Below are 22187 nucleotides of genomic sequence, written 5' to 3'. Positions count from 1 at the left end.
ACCAAAACATAAAAAAAGATAATTGCCGTTACTAGTGGCAATTATCCCTTAATCAAGTTTAATAATTTATCTTTAAATTTCGCATCATCTAAATATATAAGTTCATTGATTGTCTTTTCATCTATATGAGCTATCGTTTGGATAATACGTTTCGTAAGTTCAATATCTCTTTGAGCTATTGCTAAAAAGAACACAAGCTTAACTTTATTCTCTTTCCAGTAAAACCCTTTATTACTTCTAAAGATAATAACATGCGATTTTGAAATCTTTTCTGGATCACCATGTGGAATAGCAATTTCTTTACCAATATACGTAGAAGACATTTTTTCTCGCTCTAATGCAGTTTCAATGTATCCATCAATCGATGCATGGTTATGATTCAAAATTTCATCTGCTTTTTGAAAAATTAAAGGCATCGTTATCTCTTGGTCGTCAGTACTTCCTACTATAAAATTAACTTCTGCCATTTCGTCAATCTGCATTGTTGGTTTTAATTTTCTATTCATAAACTGTTGTAACTGATGTTGATCATTATCATTGAACAAAGGAGTCACTTGCAACAATTCTAAATGATTCGGTATTTTGTTATTTTCAGGCTGATGTGTAGTCATTAATAAATCAATATGACTAAAATCATACTGTTCAATCTCTTCTAATTTAAGTGTATCTATCACTTCAATACGATTGCTGAATTTCGAAATTTTTGTAGCTAATAATTGAGAAATACCGATACCATAAAAGCACGCAATAACAACTTTAATCACATCTTGTTCATTTCTATCTATAGATGATTGAAAATGAATGGTTAAAAATGCAATTTCATCTTCAGTCAATTCAACACCAGAATCGTTTGACATTCTCTGCACAATTTCATAAAGTATGTTGAAAATAAATGGATATAGTGTCTTAATCTCTTTTGTTAATGGGTTATTTAAGTAAACATCTTTCATTATTCTTAAATATGTTCGACTAAAGTGTGAATATAAATTTTCTTTAAGCGTTTTATCTTTGGTAAATTGTACACTGATTCTATGTTCCATTTTTTCAATCAACAAATTAATATAACTTTCAATAAAAAGTTGTTGAACCCCTAAATCGAATTTATCAAAATGATAGCCAATAAAAAATGAGAATAATTGAATAGTTTCAGTATTTATATCATATCCTAACTTTCCGTTAATTTCGTCCACAATTCTTTTTGAAATATTAAAAGCTTCATCATTAACTTCCTCACTTATTAATTCATTTTGGATTTGTCGGCGTTTCATAATTAAAATGAGATGTATGATAAGTTGTTCAATTTGAATATCTGAAGTCTTTACACTGAATTCTCCTAATGTTCTTTTGATAACCTCTTTAATTATTTGAACGTGTGCTTTTGGAAGTTCATTTAAAATTAATGTTTCTACTGAGTTTTCATGTGATGATAATTGATTTAAATGCAAAATAGCATTATTAATATCTGTTTCACTTCCAATTACTTCTAATCCCTTACGTTGCTTCATGTTGATAATTACATCAAATTTTTCACACCAAGCCTTAATACGATTCAAATAATCTAATATCTCATTTTTGGTAAGGTGATATTCTTTTTCTAATTCGGATAATGTTAATTGTTCTTCATACATCAATAATTGATAACTTAAGGTCATTAAAATTTTATTATCTTTATCTGTATATTCTTTTAATCGTGATTCAATATATTCGATACTATATCTATCTGTATCTAATTGATATCCTCGTGATTTTATACTTTTAATTACATCCTTTAAAAATGAAGAATTTATATATTTAATGTCATTTCTTATCGTTCTATTTGAAACATCCAAGAAAGATGCAACTTCATCAGACGTCAAAAATTGATATTCGTTGTTCAAAAAGAGTTGTATTAATTTAATCTGTCTTGCAATCATAAATTGCACCTTCCTTTTTGATGTTTTTATATAAATTTATTAGTCTACGTGATTTTTACGCTAGTTATTTAATGTCTTTTACTTTCTCATAGGTTATTAAATTTTTTATTAGTTTAAGCTTTATTATCTCATACTTTCTTATTTGCGTTACTTTATATTCATTTCTTTTCATTCCACTCTTTATAATACAATATTTATAAATCATAGTGCTATATGCCGGTTGATTTAAGTGCTTTTCATTCTATTCTTTATCCACTTCTTTATAAAATTTAAAAATGATAATCAACATATTATTCTATTTCATTCAATGTTGTCCATTCTATGTTTAAATATGATTGAAAATATTAAAAAAGACCCTACTACTGATTGAAACAACTTTCAATCAGCGTAAGGCCAATCATTGTTATTGCACTCTTTATTTTATATTTTTTATAACTTCTTTTCTTAAATTACCTCTTAGCTCTGCCATTGTATTGAGATTGTACTTTTGGTACTCTCCTGAAGCAATTCTAAAAGCATGTACACCTAAAACTTCATTTTTACTATTTAAAATTGCTCCTCCTGAAGAACCGGGTTCAGCCATCATTTGATAATAACCGATAGGATTCACATTACGTGCCATCATTGAATATTTACCCTTAGAATGGTACATCGTTCCCATAGGATCCTTTTTAAAGTTACCTGAAGGCAAACCATAATGATACAAGTGAATAGGCGTATTAGCTTTGATATTTGTAATAGCACTTTCAGGTGCAATTTTACGAATCGTCATGTATTTTGAAAGATCTTCATTTGTATATAATAATGTCACATCACCATACTGCATCATTTTAACTCCTGTCACATTTACAGTACGTGCCACTTTTGAGCCTTCTCGCAATAAGTCGATTTTTAAGTTTTGGATTTTCGAAGGAGACATCGGTTTATGCGCTTGTTGATCATTTACCACATGATTTGCTGTTAATATAGTATGTTTGCCAATCGCTGTTCCAGTACCATAAGTAAGTTTTTTAGTAGTCGGATTCCAATTAAATACTGTCGCAATATTAGCTTCTTTAGCTTTAGTATGTTCAATTGTTACACCTTTATTGCCAGAAGCTTTCATAATCTTTAAGGCATCATTAATTCCAGAAGCATAAGTAGTTTGACCGAAATCACGGACATTTTCACTTCCAGGAATATTAGAAGGCCAACGTTTTGGTGCTTGATTATAATAATTGCTTGTTGTCGGTTTTGGCGTAACTTTTGGTACTGGTTTTGGTGTCGCTTTAGCTTTAGTCTGAGTTGTTACTGTAGTTGTTGCCTTTTTGACAGGTTGACTTTTTGTAGTTGCTGCTAAAAATTGAACCTTTTTCGTAGATACAGATTTTGTCTTCTTATTTTTCACAGTTTTCGATGGTGCTTTAATAGCTTTACTTTGTTTTGGCTTAGCTACTTGTTTTACTTTTTTCTTGTTAACTGGTGCTAGTTGCTTTTTATTTACTGTTACTTTTTTAGCTGGTTGAACCTTTTTCGTATTAGCCTTTGTTGTCTTAACTGGTACGTTCGTCTTTTTAAGGTTTGTTTTCTGGGCAGCAACTTTGATTGTATTATTTTGTTTTGGTTTTGTTGCTACTGTTGTACTTTTCTTTTTAACAGGTTGCGAAACCAATTTAGTTTTAGTATTGACTGCTTTTGCTATTTTTTGAGGTTGCTTGTTTTGAATTACTTTTGGAGCAGTTTGGATATTTTGATTGGCTTTAATTTGAGGCTTTGCTTGTACTTCATTTCTTGAGACGACAGTAGTTTTGACCGGTACAGCATTTGTTGTTACTACTTTGTTGGTTGGTACTGAATTTTGTTTATTTTGTACCACTGCTTGATTGTTTTGAGTAACATTCACCTGATTAGATTGTGTTAATGGCACATTTTTGTAATTTGTTTTAATCTCATTTGCTTTGTTTACTGTATTCGTCTGATTCACTGGCTTAATTGCACTTGTTTGTCCCTGATTTACTTTTTGATTGGATACTGGATTAACGTTTGTAGTTACTCCTGCAGCTTGTGCTTGTACATTTTGAAAGATTAATAATATCCCTGCAATTATCACTATTAAAACACTGCTATAAAGAAGTTTCTCCATCTTTAATTTTTTAGCCATAATATCCATCCCCTCCCCTAATTACCGTGTGAAAATACACAATCGATTTCTTCTTTCATATCATAAACTTTCGAACTATATATAGCAATACATTTTTGTATTATCAACTAAATATTTTTAATTTAGTTGATTACTCAATTTTTTAGTTTGATTTTCACCTTCACAACTTGCTTTTTATCTATTAAGTCTAAATATAAGAGTTTTTTATTTCTTATCTTAATAATTTATATTTCTAAAATTAAACTTGAATACATTTTTCTATTATTGTAATATTACGTTATATAATTGCGCAAAGAGGAGATTACATACATTGAAAAAAGTTCTAAGCATTTTTATTTCGTTTTTATTGTTATGGACACTATTTATTACGCCAAGTACTTATGCACAACAGACCCCAACTGAAATTGCTAAACAGTATCATCAAACTCTAGATAAACAATACAATCCTAAAAGTGCATATGTCACTACACAACAAGGACAGATACTCTATGATTATCATGGAAACCAGAGTATTGATCCTGCTTCCACAACCAAATTAATAACAGCTTACTTAGTACTTGAAGCGATTGAACAAGGGAAAATTAAATCCTCTGACAGCGTTAAAATTACACCGAGTTATGAAAAACTAGCTCAATTACCAAACCTCACTACATTTCCTTTAAAAAATAAGCAAACATATACAGTCGACCAACTTCTTAAACAAGCAATGTTGGAATCGAGTAATGCATCAACACTTGTTCTAGCTGATAAAGTATCAGGTGATACATCTAAATTTACAGATAACATGAATGTAAAAGCTAAGGAATTAGGCATGAATCATTCACATTTTACAAATCCAAGTGGTGCTAACAATTTTTTAATCCAACAATTTGCACCTAAAGCTTATAGAAGCGAAACATACTCTCGCAGTACTGCTCAAGATATGACAATCCTTTCAAGAGCACTAATTAAGAAATATCCAAAGATACTTCAATATTCCAGTTTGAAAACTGATCAGCAATATGGAAAGAAATTAACGAATACAAACTTATCGCTTCCATCTGCTTCGGATGCTTTAAATGGTGCTCAAGGTTTAAAAACTGGTACAAGTGACAATGGTTATAACTTAGTTCTCACAACTAAACGCCACAATTTGCGCATTGATACGACTGTAATGAATGTGCAGCCTTATCCGAGTGAAGTTTCAAAACATGCACGCCAAAAAATAGCGAATGCTTTAACTGAAGATGCATTCAAACATTATGAATATCGTAAAGTTATCAGCAAAGGTGAACATGAATTGGACGGAAAAACTTATGATGTCAAACAAGATTTATATGATGTTGTACCGAAGGATAAAAATAAATACAAATTGAAAATTGAAAATGATAAACTGCGTGTTGATTACCCACGCCAATTCTTAAAAGGTTCACATGCACCGAGTGTTAAAGTTGAACATGTTGTGCATTGGGGGAAATTATTAATGGGTGCCGTCACTATGATTGGCGGCGTTTTGTTAGTCTCTGCTATCATTTATATTGTAGTAAAACGTCGTTACTAATACGTCTGTCTTTTATTAAAATTTATAATTGAAGGAGAGGGTATTGAAATGGAATTCAACGAAAACAATATCGACTTAGAAACAATTATCAAAGATGAAGTCAATAAATATTTGACTAGAGATGTTGGTGATTTACCTGCAACTCAACAGGCACCACTCGAATTAAGAGAGAAATATGAAAAAATGGAAGTTCCAAATAAAGGTCGAGATATATACGAAGTGCTGAAAGATTTAAACAATGAAGTATTAAACTATTTATATCGTCCGAACCATCCACGTTCATTTTCATTTATACCAGGTCCAGCCTCTCGTTTATCATGGCTAGGAGATATTTTGACTACTGCTAATAATATCCATGCTTCAAACTTTGCCAATGCCACTTTACCTATTAATATAGAACGTAATTTAATTAATTACTTAGCAGGTAAAATAGGATATGAAATTAAACCTGCATGCGGTGTATTTGTATCTGGTGGTTCTATGGCAAATTTAACTGCGGTTGTAGCAGCTAGAGATGCGCAAGTAGAAATGGAAGATATTAAAAAAGCAACAGTATATTTAACTTCTCAAACACACCATTCTGTTGGAAAAGCATTACATGTCGCAGGTTTTCTCAAAAAGAATATCCGCAGAATAGAGTATAATGATGATTTCACAATGAATACTGACAGTTTAAAAGCAGCAATTGAAAAGGATATTGAAGAAGGTTATAAACCTGCTATTGTTATTGCGACTGCAGGCACTACCAATACAGGTTCGGTAGATGACTTTACAGCTATCGCCGATATCTGTGATGAATATAATCTTTGGTTACATGTAGATGGCGCTTATGGACTTTCACATATCTTATCAGATGATGCACAACACCTATTCAAAGATATTAACCGTTCAGATAGTGCAAGTTGGGATGCTCATAAATTACTTTTCCAAACTTATAGTTGCGCGATGGTAATTGTGAAAGAAAAAAATCATCTTCTTCAAAGTTTTGGGGAGGATGCTGAATACTTAGATGACATCTCCTCAGATGATGATGTAATTGATCCTGAAATGTTAGGTATTGAACTCACTCGCCCAGCACGTGCATTAAAATTATGGATTACACTTCAAGTGATTGGTGAAGATGAAATTATTGAACGTATTAAGTATGGAGAACGCTTAGCTGAATATGCTGAAGAATATGTAACAAGTCTTGATAACTGGCGTATCATTTCTCATGCAAATCTTTCAATCGTTAACTTTAGATATGAAAATAGCGATTTAACTGAAACACAAAATAATCACCTCAATAGTATGGCTGCTCAAAAAATTGCTGATTCTGGTTATGCGATAGCCTATACGACAGTATTAAATAATCAATGTGTCATCCGCTTATGTACGACAAATCCATTAACTACACATGATGACATCAGAGAAACCATTAATCGACTTGATCAGTATATTAATGGTTATGAAATGAAAAATGCTTAATTAAAAATAATTTCCTTATAGTAGATATTCAAAGTATAGTAAATCCCCAAAAAGTTGAACTTTTTGGGGGTTATTTTTCTCTTATAAGGAACACGGAAAGTTTGAAATTGTAAATAAAATATCATTGAGAATGTAACGATTGATTTCCTAAATGCAACTTAACATCTTTAGGAGGTTTCGCTGGCGTAATACGTCTACCTTTTCCTAAAATCATTTGAATAATAGAAGAAACGAGCATCGTAATATTAAAAATAATCATTAAGAAAAATACTTTGTGATCGGCATTGATGGCTACATCTTGCATTTTCTTCATATAGATTAAAGGATTAGAAATATCTTCACCATATAAAGATTGCGTTCCTTTTTGGATATTATTTTTCATCATATACGCAATGATAGGAACTAACATAGCCGCACTATAGTTACGTAATGTATGCATTGTTTGCGAGCGCTGAGAGGCTTTTAATAAATCACCATCTAATAAGGTTGCCATAGCACCACTTACTAAAGTCATGCTTGCGCCGAACCCTAACAAGAAACCTTGGATATAAAGAAGCGGAACATTAACTGTGTTTTCTAAGATAATCCAATGCACACTCACATATAACAATGCCGTTGATCCTAGAACACCTAAGAATCCAGCACCAACTGCGCTATAGAAGAACATTTTCAAAAGCCCTGTAATAATAACTCCGATGAAAAAACAGATATAAAATCTAAGTGAGATTGAAAAAGGCAGTTTCAAAATACGCAAAATATAAACATTAATTCCAGCAATTCCAGCTAATAAAGTTAAATGAGAAGAAATCGCCATTACTGCACCGACAAGGGGTTTCTTGGTCAATAAAGATTTAAAGTGCACTACTGGATGTTCAGCTGCCTTATTAGAAATAACAAAGTTGACAATAAATAGTAAAGCTAAAAGCAATAACGGCCACACCCATAGTGAACTCCAACCTTTTTGCGTTAAGACTGACATAGGAAGAAGTAATGCTAAGGTGCCTAAGATAAGTGTCGTAATCATTGGTTTACTAATATGAATATCAGATGTTTGATGATGTTCTTCTTTTGTTAATAAAAAATAACCGATGATTAAACATAGCACTGCTGAAATAATGTTAATTATGAACACCCATTGCCATTTATCTAATTCTAGCGACAAGCTGCCAGACAAACCACCTAAAGCGTTAGCCCCGAATAAACCGACAATGACCATGAACAAGAAAACATTACGATATCTTCTTGGAAAATTGACAAATAGTTTAGGTAATAAAGTAAAGAATAATACTCCTGTACTAAAACTTTGTATAGCTTTAGCGATGGATAAAATAACTAAATCGAAAGAAAACAAACCTATAATAGATCCAATCAAAAATAAAAAAACGAAAAATAAATAATTACGTTTAAAGCCGAATTTGTGAGTAAGTGTATGGCCAAGAGGAACACCGAGCGCAAATGCAAAATTGCCTATAACTGAAGGAATAATAAGATATTGAGAGCCGATTCCAAATGAAGTTTGAAGTATACCTTGATTTAGACTATATGCTAAATTTGAAAAATATTGGGAACCAATGCCAAACACAGTAATAAAGGCAAGTACCATAATTTCTAGTACACGCCCTTTTTTTGTTAACCAAAAATCCATAATAAAGACTCCCCACTAATTTTAAATACTCAAATAAATTGTATAACTTAAATATTCTACTCCTATTTTTGGCATTGGTAAATAATAAAATTAGAATCTTACTCTTTTTAGATGGTTATATTGAAATAGCCTATCACTTATTATAAGTTTTCAGGAGGAACAAATACTGGATTTTTATACTCAGGTGAGTCCATTCTCAAATCAAGATGTTTGTCGATTACATCCATTACGACATGACGAAGTCTATCTGCAGGTTCTTCAACTCCTGTTCTTATGTTGTAAGCATCTGTTAAGTATTCTTTCTTTTGTGCATCATAATAGTCTTTATAAAAAGCATTATATATGTCATTACTCAATTCTCTTCGAAGAATTTGTTTTTTCTGTATATATTTATTTAATGATTCTAATACCATATTCAAGGCATCTTCAGTCGGCTCTATTATATCATCTTCATCATATGGTACTATTTCATCAATTAATGTTTCTTTTAATGCTTCATAAAGTTCATTATACAAAACATTTTTATCTATTGTATTTTCTGTTAAAGTTATTTCGTTAGGCCATTCATACAATTTAAATGTCTCCAATATTTCATAAATTCCATTTTCTACACTTTCTTCATTCTCAGGATCATATAAATATTTTATTACTAATTTTTTAATTAAGCTTTTAAATACTTCCTCTTCCTCTTTTATACCTCTAAATTTAAGAACTAAGTTGTTATTTTCGTCTATTTCTTTTTCTGAATAATCTTTGATGATGTCAAGTGTCATATCAAAAGGTACCTCTTCGCACATATAAAGATATCTCATATACCATTCAACAATATCTGCATTCAATCTAAGGTTTAGCATGACAATTACTCCTCACAAATAATATTTTCAATTAAAATTTTCTAATCTAACAGTCGCCAAGTCAATAAAAATAATATGGAGTTTAAAACTTTTATGTACATTTCATATATGAGGTAAATATAACACATACTATTAAAGAATATTTGATGTAATACCTCACCGTTAATGATGAGGTTTTTGTTATAACTATTTAATATCAAATTACTAACAAAAGTTAGGATTCTTAAAAAAACATGGTTATGTGTATTCTATTAATTTTAAATTGTTTTTTAACGGGTCATTAAAAGTGATATATTTAATTTTTTTATCTTGGTAATCACTAATCAAAACTATATCTTCCTTTAATATTCTCTCTTTGAAATCATTCAAATTACTTACCACTATTTCGATTTCACATTCACTGTATTTAAGAACATCTTCTTTTTCATAAAAGCTTAAATTTGTTTCACCTACTTGAAAACATATCTTTCTTTTTCCAGGTGTGCTTTTTTGATTATCTTTCAATTCAAAACCTAAAACTTTACCATAAAATGACTTTAATTTATCATTATTAAGTTCAGGTACAAAAAATTTAAAAGACACCTCATTTTTATCAAAAGATTTAGTTATAATTTTATTCACATTTTTATATAAATCTATATTGTTAATAATTATAATTTTTATTTTTTCTCTAGCTCTCGTCAAATTTTGAAATAACATTTGTCTAGGATTATAGTAATACTCTCCGTAGTATCCTAAGTATCCATTTTTGTACTGAAATCCTTCATCTAATATAACAGCAACTTTATTAAATTCTTGCCCTATAATTCTATGCGTATTGAAATAACTATTAGTTGGACAATATTTATGATAACTAATTTCATCTTTGCTTTTCGTAAAAGATAAATATGTCCATCCCCTTTTTTTCAAACTTTGTAAATAAGATATCCAATCATCTCTATTAGATAAATATTCAATAGAAATATTTTCATATTTAAACATATGTTTATTTCTTAAATTAAAAATACTTTTAATGAAAGATGATATTTCTGGATTAGATCTAATTTTGTTACCCATTTTTTTATAATAAGTATCAGTATAACTTTTTAAACGTTCTAAATTTTCAAAATCATTTTCGTTATCTTTAAGATACTGAAGAGGATCTATAGTTGTTATCACCTTGATATCTTTTTTAATTGCAATACTTAGTACATGATCCAATTGACCAGGATAGAATCTATGAGATTCATCAATAAAAATATAATCTTTTCCTTCATAATAAACTTCATCATATACCCAGTTTTTATGAGCACTTTTAATATTCCAATTTTTTTCAATCATTTCCTCGTGCCCTTCATTTAGCAATGCACAATGTATCATTAATATATTAAAATCACGTTTAAGCGTTCTAGCTATATCGTATAATAACAGTGACTTACCCGTACCAGGTCTTCCCTCAATAATAGCAATAGTACCTTGATGATTCATAATTTCTTTTTTTATTTCTTCTTGCTCTGCTGTTAAATAATATTGTCCTTTTAAAAATTTATCAGTATCATTAAAAGGTGATATTAAAAAATTAGAAGGTTTGAATAAATAATCAATATCTGAAATAAATTTTTCTTCAGAAAGTTCACAAAATTTCTCTCTTACTTCACCTACGCTTATTTCTATTGATTCTTCAGTTTCTTGACAATATTTATAAAATTTTCCTTCTTGATTATTATAAGTTATAATGTCTACATGTTTATTTAATGTCTTAAGATAAAAGTAGTTATGCTTTTGTTGTTTATTTATTTTTATGAACTCAGATTGACTTTTTAATTCTATATTTAAAATAGCATTATCCACAACTTTCAATAAGTCCATCTCATGACCAATATATGGAACTTTGTAACTAAGAAAAAAACCTTCAAAATCTTTATAACTTAATGCCAAAAGACTTATTAATGATTTCAAATCCTCAATTTCATTTTCTTTAAGAGGTAAATAATCAGACTCTATATATGTATTAATTAATTCTATATCTTTAGTAGCATAAATATTCAAGAACTTTTTCAGATTATATAATTTTCTCATTTTAATCCTCCCGTAATCTCACTAATTATCATAATTCAATAACTTAATAGATCTACTTTTAATTAATCTACAAAACTTATTTCTACCTTGATTATTAAAATCATGACCTTTTAACCTTATCTATGAAAAATCAAGATTAGATAAACTCATAGCCTTTTCTCCTAACCACTGTATCTCAGTAAAATGTAACTTGAAAATTCTTACTTATTATACAACATGTACTAATTAAAAAAAATAATTGTGTACATCTTTGGTTTTTAAATAAAATTTGATGGTATTTTTAGATGGATAAGAAATATAGTGTAATTATAACATTGATGTTTAACGTAACTGGAAAGATGATAAAACAATACCTATGGATATGTGTTCTATACTTGTTAAATTCAGCTGCATGATATAAAAACATGCCAACTAAAATTAAACTGACAAAAATAAAGATTTCCATTTATCCAACCTAATCCTAATCATTATTAAAAATTAATTTTTAGTTACTACTCCTATTTTCATTGCATACCGTTGTAAGTGGCAGGCTACTCGTTAAAAATATGCGAAAAACATCACTTATATACTTTCAGCAAACATAAGTACTCTTTTTAAAAAACCATCATTTATGATATGCTTCTCCTCTCATTATCTTAAATGCTCTATATACTTGTTCCAGCAATATCACACGCATCATTTGATGTGGAAAAGTCATCTTACTGAATGAGAGGGCATAGTTACTTCTGTCTAACACATCTTGATGTAGACCGTTTGATCCTCCAATTACAAAAGTAAAATCGCTTTGTCCCTGCACCATACGTTGCTGCAAATTCTTTGCTAAACCTTCAGAAGTTAACATATTACCTTGTATTTCTAATGTAATGACTGTAGATTGCGGTTTAATTTTTGCTAGCAGGCGTCGCCCTTCTTTTTCTTTAACTTGCTCTACTTCTTTATCACTCATATTTTCTGGCGCTTTTTCATCAGGTACTTCAATAATTTCGATTTTAGTATAGGCACCTAAACGCTTTTGATATTCTGCAATCGCTTGTTTCCAGTATTTTTCTTTTAACTTACCAACAACTAAAATTGTAATTTTCATTTGAATCCTCCAAATATTCAGAAGTTATTCGAGTTATCCACAAGTTATTCACTTATTCACACACTTCTGTCTTAATAAATCGGTTATGTATATAAATTCAGTGCACTTTTCCTGAATTTTATCCTCAATTGTGTGATTAACCTGTAGATATGTGGATAACTCTGTTGATAATGTGGGTATTTCTATGTGGATTGTGCACAAATGTGAGTAACTTATCCTCTTTTTGTGAATAACTTTAAGGTGAGTCTTACATAGTTATTCACAGTTAGGCGCTTTCTTTACACAAAATTGTGCATAACTCCCTTCATTATCCGCTCCCCGCTCCCCCAAATTATAACACGTCCCATCGCTCATCTTTCACCCACTCCCTCAATTTTCCCACAAAAAAAGACTCCCGGATGTCATATCCAGAAGTCGCTTCATAAACTTATATCATTTAAATCGTATAAATCGGTGTCGGTTCAGCTTTATCCGTATCGCACAGCAACACTTCTTTATCCGTATCAATATCATGTTGATTCAAGACTTGTCCTACACTCATACGTGCTAAGTCTTTCATGTTATTATCACGAGACAAGTGAGAAAGATAAATCCGTTTCGTGCTGCCTGTAATCACATCACACATCGCCATCGCCGCATCTTCATTTGACACATGTCCCATATCGCCTAAGATACGCTGTTTTGTTTTCCATGGGTAACGGCACATACGCAGCATATCCACATCATGATTACTTTCGAACATAAACGCATCACTGCCGCGAATCATACCTTTCATACGGTCTGACACATAACCTGTGTCTGTTATCATCGTAAATTTCTTATAATCATTATGGAAGATATAAAATTGCGGATCAATCGCATCATGAGAGACATTAAACGATTCAATATCAAATCCACCAAGTGAATGTGTTTCATAAGGATTAAAGATGAACTTTTGATCCATCGGAATCTTACTGTCTTTCTTTTCAATCGCTTTCCATGTCTTTTCATTCGCATAAATAGGCAACTTATATTTACGGGCTAATACGCCAAGTCCTTTAATGTGATCCACATGTTCATGCGTCACAAGAATACCATTTAAATCTTCAATATTTCTATCAATCTTGCCAAAGAGCTCTTCCATCTTCTTGCCAGTTAAACCGACGTCAACGAGCAGGCTTCCTTTATCACTTTCAACATAAGTGGCATTGCCTGTACTGCCACTCGCAAGTACGCTCATACGTATCAAGCGATTCACCCTTTCTAGTTTACAAATTAGCATTTCTATATTTCGATTTTATATATCGGTCATTAATAAATAAGTTCATTAGTACTATTATCGCAAAGATACAGCATTTTGTTAAAAATACGGCTTATTCTATCATCCTATATTATCGGTCATATTGCCGCTTGAGTGACCGTACACTGCGGTATCTCTAAAATACGAAATTTCACCCTACAATTATACACCTTTTTGCCCTTGCTTCCCACCTTGCAGGTAAAGAAAATCTTTAAAACAAGCTACATAAAAAGCGCACCCATAATAGGATGCGCTTAGAAATAGAGTCAATTCCTGTTATCTCACAATAATTTTAGGATTTTTTGAAGTCGCTTCTACATAGTATGTCTTATCATCTTTTGAATCTGCATGATTGACTTTAATTTCCCAGTTCGCTTGGAAAACTTGTACATTTGTTTCTTTTACGACTGAATAATAACCCAAGCGTACACTTGTAACTGCATCATTGCGTTTTAAGTAACGATTGTAATATAAAGCTTCGATTGCTTTACGTGCACTCACGACTTGTTTTTCTTGGTTATTTTCTCCCTTAGAAGGACCAATCTCTGCAATTGCTCTTTGGCGGTAACCATTAGTCTCTTCATTATCATTGATCTTAAATTTCAGTCTGGCTTTTTCATTATTCATGATAGGCAAACCGTGATATGTTTGTTCGAATACCGCTTCATGTTCACTCGTATTATAGAGTTGATAATATTCACCTTTATAGATGTTCTTTTTCATATAGCCTTTTAAGGATGTTACCTGGTCTGAAGAAGCACTAATCGGCGGTTCAATGGTACCTGCAGCGAGGTTGCCGCCATCTTCTGCTTTAACGTTTGATTTCGATTTTGCGTAATCTTTAAAGTCCTTAGAGCGTCCAGTAATCAATTGTGTTTTAATCCCGCGTACATCCGGCAATTCTTTAGGAATCGTAATTTCTTCTTGTTTAAAATCGACTTCATTGGTATCTTCTACGTCATTAATATGCGATTTATTGATTTTGTTCACATACATAATGGCTAAGCTTATATTAATGATAATGAAAACGAAGATAAAGAGCGTCTTAGCATATTTCCAGTTCATTATTGCAAGCCTCCATTCTCGTAGACATACCATTTGCCGTTATATTGGATATACCATTCTGGTACGTATTCACTTGTACGTTGTACTTCGATGTCGTTATCATCTTTTTCCTGCATTTTATAACCTATTGTCATGTTCGTCACTTTTTTAAAGTCAAGATTAGGATTGTTAGCTAATTCAGAACGTACCGCTTCAGCACCTGGCAAGTTTTTCTTTTCTTCACCGCTATCAATCGTAATATTCGTTTTCAGTAAAGAACGTGCATAACTGAAGATGCCTTTTTCTCCCCAAGCTACTTGAATCGTGCTCAGTTCGTCTTTATTGAAGACTGGGACACCATTCAAGAACATTTGATAAGTCAGTTCTCCAGTTTTCGGATCCGCTTCAAACAACCGGAAATCATCTGTAAAACCACCATGACTATTAATAAAATCAAATGTGCTTGGAATAGATTTGATCATGTCTCTTGATTTGGACTCATCTTCAGATAAGTTGGTATAGCGATAAAATTCACGTTTCGTATTATAGTTTGCGACGCCTGTATTGTTATTATATGTTGTATTACCGCTCTTAGAACTGCGTACAACAACTGAATCGTTAAACAAAATCGAATTCATCGTTTCCACACTGATATGATTAAAAATCGTACGGTATGTTTTCAGATGATTCGGCTTCTGCGGTGCAAAAATATGTGATGCTGAATCAATCGTTTCTTTACCTGTAATAATTTCAGAGAATGGTGTAAGTTCTGGTTGAATCGATTTTACTGCTTTTTTCACTTTGCTGCTTGGAATAGACGTATTCAAGCGCATTACATGATGGCGATCATTACCGATTGCATATAATACAGCTGTCTTTTCTTGATCTGCATCAATAATGAGACGACTGAATTTAAATTTATTCGGAATCTTAGCATCCATATTCATGACTTGTCCTAAATAGGTGGTCAGTGGCATGTCATACGTAAAATCCAATGCGACAAAGTTATCACTGAGTTCAGGAATAAATAAATTATGATCATGATAAATTTCAGATGAATCTGTTACTCTTTGGTTTTTCAAAACTTTCGCAACATCACGATTCAATTTTCGTGTTTCTAATGCACCATCTGTCTTATCGCCATGATTATAAACAATCTGATAAGGAGAAATCGCATTGTCCATTTGCTCTGAATTCGGCTTGCCGATGGTTTTCTCATTCGCTTTTTTACTGTCTTGATTTTCCAGATTCGATAAATCCGGCGAAAAGTTCCACATTAAATACGTTAAGACGATACTCATTAAAACCAATAGTGTCAGGATAACGGATTTTGCTGCTTCCTTATGCCTCATCCCAATCACCATCTTCTATGACTTCACACGGTAAAGTGATGAAGATTGAAGTACCTTGACCTTCGACACTATTTGCCCAAATGCGTCCATTATGTGCTTCGACGATTTCTTTTGAAATCGCTAAACCAAGACCAGTACCACCCATCTTACGTGCACGTGCTTTATCTACACGGAAGAAACGATCGAATATCTTATCGACTTTAGTAATCGGAATACCGATACCATTATCTTTGATACGAATCGTCATACGGTTATATAACGGGTTAGGTTTCACATGAAACTCTACGCGCTTATCGCCGCGTGAATATTTCGTCGCATTGGTAATCACGTTATCGAATACTTGCGTCATCTTATCTGGATCAATTTCTGTGAAGATTGTTTCTTCAGGAATGTCACGAACGAATGTCACATCTTTCGCTGCCATTTCATGACGGTTGATAATTTTATTGATGAACATATTGAAGTCGACAATTTCTTTTGTAACTTGGTTTGAAGCATTTTCTTCATTCGCATTATCCATTTTAGATAATTGCAGCAAGTCATTAACAAGACGAATCATGCGGACTGTTTCTTCTCTAGTCACAGATAAGAATTGTGGTGCGATTTCTTCATCTTTCCAAGCACCTTCTTCTAATGCTTCAAGGTAACTGTTCATCGATGTTAATGGTGTACGTAATTCGTGTGATACATTGGCTACGAATTCACGACGTTCGCGTTCGTTTTGTTGTTGTTCCGTTACATCATGCAGCACTGCGATGTAACCTGTCACAAAGCCAGTGTCTTGAACAATTGTACTGAAGCTGACACGTGCAATAATACCTTCTTCTTCATTAATATCGAGTAAGAAACTATTATTGTTTTCTTGCATTTCGTCTAAAGCAAACTCATCTTCAAGGTCTAAAACACTAAGCATGTTATAGCCCATGACATCTTCTTTAGCCATACCTAGCATTTTCAGTGCCATATCATTCACAATACGAATACGGCCGCGGCGATCGGTCGCAATGACACCATCGCTCATGTGGGTGATAACGGAATCAAGACGCCGTTTTTCACTCTCGGTATTAGCTTGTGCTTCTTGTACACGTTTAGATAAGTTATTAAACGCTAAAGCAAGTTCGCCAATTTCATCGTTACCATATATCTTCACGCGCTGCGTATAATTCCCTTTAGACATTTCCACAGTTTGGTTTCTCATATCTGTAATCGGTTTTGTGATTGTACGGGCAATGAAGAAACCTAATATTCCTGTGATAAATAAAGAAATTGCTGTACCTACGATAAAGATTTGGTTAAAGTTATTTAATTGATCATAAACATTATCAATATCTGATTCGATATAAATATCGCCAATAACGCCTTTAGATGATTTTACTGGCAAGTTATATACCCAAACGCGCTGTTTCCCTTTTCCATAGTCTTTCAACATTGTATGGTCATTAGGCTGACCAAGTGATAATGCTTTTTGGATAGAGGTATCATTCGCTTTTTGGTTCACAATACTTTGACTGGACTGTTTGGTAGTCGCAATGATAATTTGATTGCGATCGATATAGTTAATTTGTTCTATTTCTTGACGGTTGGCATACTCGTTTAATAAATTTTGTATTTCTTTTTGCCCATTGTCTGAATTATCTTCTTCTTTTACCTTCTCAATATTAATCTCGATTTGTTTCGCATATTGCGAAATATTATTTTTAAATGTCTGTGTTAATTCTCGTTCTAAGTTATTGGTAAAATATAAACCGATAATCTGCATACCGATAATAATCAACAAGACATAAACAATTACGAGCTTAGTATGAAGGGATTGAAATTGTCTAAGCCATTTCATAAATCATGGCCTCAGTCGTGCTGTTGAAGGAAGTATCCAACGCCGCGACGTGTCACAATGTATTCTGGGTGAGACGGATCATCTTCAATTTTCTCTCTTAAACGTCTGATTGTTACATCGACTGTACGTACGTCGCCGAAGTAATCATAACCCCAAACAGTCTGTAATAAGTGTTCGCGTGTCATTACTTGTCCCATATGATTTGCTAAATAATGGAATAATTCAAATTCACGGTGTGTAAGTTCGATATCTTTACCGCGTTTTTTAATAGAATAAGCATCTGGGTAAATTACGATATCTTTAATTGTAATTTCATTTGGTGCGTTATCTGCTTCTTGTGCCGGTTGTGTATAACGACGACGCAAGTTGGCTTTTACACGTGCAATCAATTCACGTGTGCTGAATGGTTTTGTGACATAGTCATCTGCACCTAATTCAAGTCCTAATACTTTATCAATTTCAGAGTCTTTTGCTGTTAACATAATAATCGGCATTTCATATTTCTTACGAACTTCACGACAAACCTCCATGCCGTCACGTCCTGGAAGCATAATATCTAAAAGTACGATATCTGGTTCTTCTTCGTAAATTAAGTCGATTGCATCATTACCATCGTAAGCACAAAAGACCTCGTAACCTTCTTTTTTCAAGTTAAATTCTAGAATATCAGCAATAGGTTTTTCATCGTCTACTACAACTACTTTTCTCGCCATAATCCTAAACCTCATTTCTAATCTTAAATAATCGTACATGAATCTATTATAATTTTGACATAAGTATCTACTCTATAATTTACCATTTTTAACGTACCAATTCTATTTTCCGAACAAATTTAAATGGATTGTTGACAACTGAACAAGAATTCTATAGAGGATGTAGTGAAATCGAAGAGTTAAAATGTGGGTGTAACTTACAAATGGATTATGTCATTGCTTTAAAGTAAGACTCATGCATACGGGTCTATTATAGCATTTCATCGCTATTTCGCATTGCAAGTTGTTTATAAGGTCTTTTTAACCATTTATTTAAATGTAAGTTTGTTATACTCATATTAAGTATTTAAAAAAGGACAAATAAAAAATGCCCACCCTATTGGATGAGCATTATACGGTCTCGACGGGAATCGAACCCGCGATCTCCTGCGTGACAGGCAGGCGTGTTAACCGCTACACTACGAGACCTGAAATGGTGACTCCTACGGGACTCGAACCCGTGTTACCGCCGTGAAAGGGCGGTGTCTTAACCGCTTGACCAAGGAGCCATTTCTTAAGCACAAGATTGATTATATCAACCTGTTTAAAAAAACACAAGCTATTTTTAAAAAAATTTTGTATAATTTTTACATAACCCAATTTAGGAGGGAATTTATGGAACATACTACTATTTCTGGGGGTCATAACAAGAAAAAGAAAAAAATTATCACTCACACAAATTGTTATACGTATTTTATTTTTAACAATAGGCGCAATGCTTACCGCAACGGGTCTAGAACTCTTTTTAGTACCGAATAAACTGCTTGATGGCGGCATTGTCGGTGTCTCGATTATTTTATCCCACTTAACTGGATGGTCTCTCGGTCTATTTATTTTCTTACTTAATTTACCGTTCTTCTTTTTAGGATATAAACAAATAGGTAAAACATTCGCGATTTCTACTTTATATGCCATTACGATTTTATCAGTCGGTACAACACTTTTACATCCTGTTCCTGCAGTTGTTAAGGAACCGCTTCTCATTACCATCTTCGGCGGTGCGATTGTCGGCATTGGTGTAGGTCTCGTAATACGTGCAGGAGGCACAATGGATGGTACTGAGATCATGTCTATCCTCTTGAACAATAAAGTTCCTTTTTCCGTAGGTGAAATTGTGATGATCTTCAACTTCTTCATCTTTGCGGTTGCAGGCTTTATCTTTACATGGGAAAGTGCGATGTATAGCTTTGTAGCTTATTTTATCGCCTTCAAGATGATTGATTTGATACTCGTAGGTCTCGATGAGTCGAAAGCAGTATGGATTATCAGCGATGATTATAAAGAAATCGGAGAAGCTATCAACGACCGTTTAGGACGTGGTGTGACGTATTTAAATGCTGAAGGCGCTTATACAGGCGAACCGCGTAAAGTCGTGTTCTGTGTCATTACACGTGTCGAAGAAGCTAAATTAAAAGAGGTTGTAATGAAGATTGATCCGAATGCGTTCTTATCCTTCGGTAACGTATCTGAGGTACGTGGCGGTCATCATCGTAAGAAAGATATTCACTAAATTCAATCTAAGATTAATTCAATCATTGAAGTTCAATATGCTTATATATAACAAAAGAGGGTGCTTATCGCTGTGATAAGCACCCTCTTTAAATGTATCTAGAATTAAGACCATAAAGGTTTTAACATATTTGTTTGTGTACGGTCTGGACCTACTGAGAAGATTGAAATATCTACACCAGAAAGCTCAGAAATACGTTCTAAATAATGACGTGCATTTTCTGGAAGAGCTTCTAAAGATTGAACACTTGTAATATCTTCAGTCCATCCAGGTAATTCTTCATAAATTGGTTTGCAACGTTTCAAGTCGTTTAAGTTCGCTGGATATTCAGTGATTTCTTTTCCATCCAACTCATAAGCTACACAGATTTTCACTGTATCTAAACCAGTTAAAACATCAATAGAGTTGATAGATAAGTCTGTAATACCGCTCACACGACGTGCATGACGTAATACAACTGAGTCGAACCAGCCGACACGACGAGGACGTCCTGTAGTTGTACCATATTCACGGCCGACTTCACGGATGTGGTGACCATCTTCATCAAATAATTCAGTAGGGAATGGACCATCTCCTACACGTGAAGTATAAGCTTTACATACACCAATAACTTTAGAAACTGCAGTCGGACCTACACCGCCTCCGACAGTTACATTACCAGCAATCGGGTTGCTTGATGTTACGAATGGGTATGTACCGTGGTCGATATCAAGCATTACACCTTGTGCACCTTCAAATAATACACGTTCGTCAGCTGCTAAAGCATCATCTAAAATTTTAGGTGTGTCTGTTACATAGTCTTTCAAACGTTGACCTGCTGCATAATATTCTTCAAAAATATCTTCAAAAGCAGGTGCTTCTTCATTAAACATACCTTTAAAGTATGCTGATTTATATTCAAGATTTGATTTCAATAATTTTTCAAAAGTTTCTTTGTCTAATAAATCCGCCATACGGATTCCGATTCTTTGTGCTTTATCAACGTATGCTGGGCCGATACCTTTCTTAGTTGTACCGATTTTGTTGTCGCCGCGAAGACGTTCTTCATACTCATCTTGCAATAAGTGGTAAGGCAAAATAACTTGAGCACGATTTGAAATGCGCAAATTATTTGTTGGAATACCGCGTTCGTTTAAAGCGTCCAACTCTTTCAATAAAGCAACAGGATCTACAACTACACCGTTACCAATCACTGAAAGTTTATCTTGATAAAAAATGCCTGATGGTACTAAGTGCAATTTGTAAGTTTCGCCGCCGAATTTGATTGTATGGCCAGCGTTATTACCGCCTGAAAAACGTGTAATCACGTCTGCTTGTTCTGCTAAAAAGTCTGTAATTTTACCTTTACCTTCGTCTCCCCATTGTGTCCCAACAACTACGATTGATGACATAAGAGCACCTCCAAGTTATTCTCAATTAACCATTAAGTATTCTATCAATTGTAAGCGTGTAATGCAAATAGAAAACGAACATTATTTTTTACAGTTTTAAGACAAATTTTGATATCATGAAATTACCTTTAAAACCCTATAATCCTTTTATCAATGGTGTTTCAACGCAATCCTCCACAAAAACACCACACATACTTATTGACAATTCCTATCTTATAAATCGACCAAAAACCGTACAATAAATACATAACTTCTATAATTGTACGTAAAAATATTTTTTTATTGCCTCAAAAATATTTCTTTAAGTATAAAAAAAGAGGCTGA

Annotated in this window: 15 protein-coding genes and 2 tRNA genes; 3 read left to right on the top strand and 14 right to left on the bottom strand. The window is 32.8% G+C overall.

Annotated features, from left to right (window positions below):
- Nucleotides 1–41 precede the first annotated feature (41 nt).
- Both A4G25_RS07980 and A4G25_RS07975 read right to left on the bottom strand, forming a co-directional pair.
- On the bottom strand, nucleotides 42–1913 hold the full coding sequence (locus A4G25_RS07980; RefSeq protein WP_047132012.1) for a BglG family transcription antiterminator: 1872 nt from the start codon (nucleotides 1911–1913) through the stop codon (nucleotides 42–44).
- A 415-nt stretch (nucleotides 1914–2328) separates the two neighbouring features.
- Entirely contained in the window at nucleotides 2329–4062 is a 1734-nt protein-coding gene (locus A4G25_RS07975; RefSeq protein WP_082107858.1) for a trypsin-like serine peptidase, read from the bottom strand.
- A 301-nt stretch (nucleotides 4063–4363) separates the two neighbouring features.
- Between A4G25_RS07975 and pbp4 the strand changes: the two genes are divergently transcribed.
- Nucleotides 4364–5593, top strand: coding sequence for a penicillin-binding protein PBP4 (gene pbp4 / locus A4G25_RS07970; protein ID WP_047132010.1), 1230 nt, complete (start codon nucleotides 4364–4366; stop codon nucleotides 5591–5593).
- 48 nt (nucleotides 5594–5641) lie between these two features.
- Entirely contained in the window at nucleotides 5642–7060 is a 1419-nt protein-coding gene (locus A4G25_RS07965) for a pyridoxal phosphate-dependent decarboxylase family protein (RefSeq protein WP_047132009.1), read from the top strand.
- 121 nt (nucleotides 7061–7181) lie between these two features.
- On the opposite strand, the gene A4G25_RS07960 is transcribed toward A4G25_RS07965, so the two are convergent.
- From A4G25_RS07960 to A4G25_RS07910, 11 genes are all read right to left on the bottom strand, one after another.
- Nucleotides 7182–8705, bottom strand: coding sequence for an MFS transporter (locus tag A4G25_RS07960; RefSeq protein WP_047132008.1), 1524 nt, complete (start codon nucleotides 8703–8705; stop codon nucleotides 7182–7184).
- 140 nt (nucleotides 8706–8845) lie between these two features.
- The gene (locus A4G25_RS07955) at nucleotides 8846–9559 is read right to left on the bottom strand and encodes a hypothetical protein (RefSeq protein WP_047132007.1); all 714 of its coding nucleotides are present in this window, start codon (nucleotides 9557–9559) and stop codon (nucleotides 8846–8848) included.
- A 237-nt stretch (nucleotides 9560–9796) separates the two neighbouring features.
- Entirely contained in the window at nucleotides 9797–11617 is a 1821-nt protein-coding gene (locus tag A4G25_RS07950; protein WP_047132006.1) for an AAA family ATPase, read from the bottom strand.
- Nucleotides 11618–12221: 604 nt separating this feature from the next.
- Nucleotides 12222–12701, bottom strand: coding sequence for a 23S rRNA (pseudouridine(1915)-N(3))-methyltransferase RlmH (gene rlmH, locus A4G25_RS07945; RefSeq protein WP_047132005.1), 480 nt, complete (start codon nucleotides 12699–12701; stop codon nucleotides 12222–12224).
- 436 nt (nucleotides 12702–13137) lie between these two features.
- Nucleotides 13138–13938, bottom strand: a complete 801-nt coding sequence (locus A4G25_RS07940; RefSeq protein ID WP_103163113.1) for an MBL fold metallo-hydrolase — start codon at nucleotides 13936–13938, stop codon at nucleotides 13138–13140.
- A 318-nt stretch (nucleotides 13939–14256) separates the two neighbouring features.
- Entirely contained in the window at nucleotides 14257–15045 is a 789-nt protein-coding gene (locus A4G25_RS07935) for a two-component system regulatory protein YycI (RefSeq protein ID WP_047132004.1), read from the bottom strand.
- Nucleotides 15045–16376 carry a YycH family regulatory protein gene (locus A4G25_RS07930; RefSeq protein ID WP_047132003.1) on the bottom strand — a complete coding sequence of 444 codons (1332 nt, stop codon included), beginning with the start codon at nucleotides 16374–16376 and terminating at the stop codon, nucleotides 15045–15047. The genes A4G25_RS07935 and A4G25_RS07930 overlap by 1 nt, the downstream gene beginning before the upstream one ends.
- On the bottom strand, nucleotides 16366–18210 hold the full coding sequence (gene walK / locus A4G25_RS07925; protein ID WP_047132002.1) for a cell wall metabolism sensor histidine kinase WalK: 1845 nt from the start codon (nucleotides 18208–18210) through the stop codon (nucleotides 16366–16368). The genes A4G25_RS07930 and walK overlap by 11 nt, the downstream gene beginning before the upstream one ends.
- Nucleotides 18211–18221: 11 nt before the next feature.
- A complete protein-coding gene (gene yycF / locus A4G25_RS07920; protein ID WP_015901694.1) occupies nucleotides 18222–18923 on the bottom strand; it encodes a response regulator YycF in 702 nt (233 codons plus the stop codon).
- 395 nt (nucleotides 18924–19318) lie between these two features.
- Nucleotides 19319–19391 (bottom strand) — tRNA-Asp (locus A4G25_RS07915).
- Nucleotides 19392–19396: 5 nt separating this feature from the next.
- A tRNA-Glu gene (locus A4G25_RS07910) sits at nucleotides 19397–19471 on the bottom strand.
- Between the two features lie 134 nt (nucleotides 19472–19605).
- Between A4G25_RS07910 and A4G25_RS07905 the strand changes: the two genes are divergently transcribed.
- Nucleotides 19606–20472 (top strand): YitT family protein, encoded by an 867-nt coding sequence (locus A4G25_RS07905; RefSeq protein WP_047132001.1) that lies wholly within the window; start codon nucleotides 19606–19608, stop codon nucleotides 20470–20472.
- A 104-nt stretch (nucleotides 20473–20576) separates the two neighbouring features.
- On the opposite strand, the gene A4G25_RS07900 is transcribed toward A4G25_RS07905, so the two are convergent.
- Nucleotides 20577–21863, bottom strand: coding sequence for an adenylosuccinate synthase (locus A4G25_RS07900; protein ID WP_047132000.1), 1287 nt, complete (start codon nucleotides 21861–21863; stop codon nucleotides 20577–20579).
- Nucleotides 21864–22187 lie beyond the last annotated feature (324 nt).

Source organism: Staphylococcus condimenti (assembly GCF_001618885.1).
GTDB classification, from domain to species: Bacteria; Bacillota; Bacilli; order Staphylococcales; family Staphylococcaceae; genus Staphylococcus; species Staphylococcus condimenti.
The sequence above is the reverse complement of the archived record's forward strand: the minus strand, read 5'-3'. Positions and strand labels throughout refer to the sequence as shown.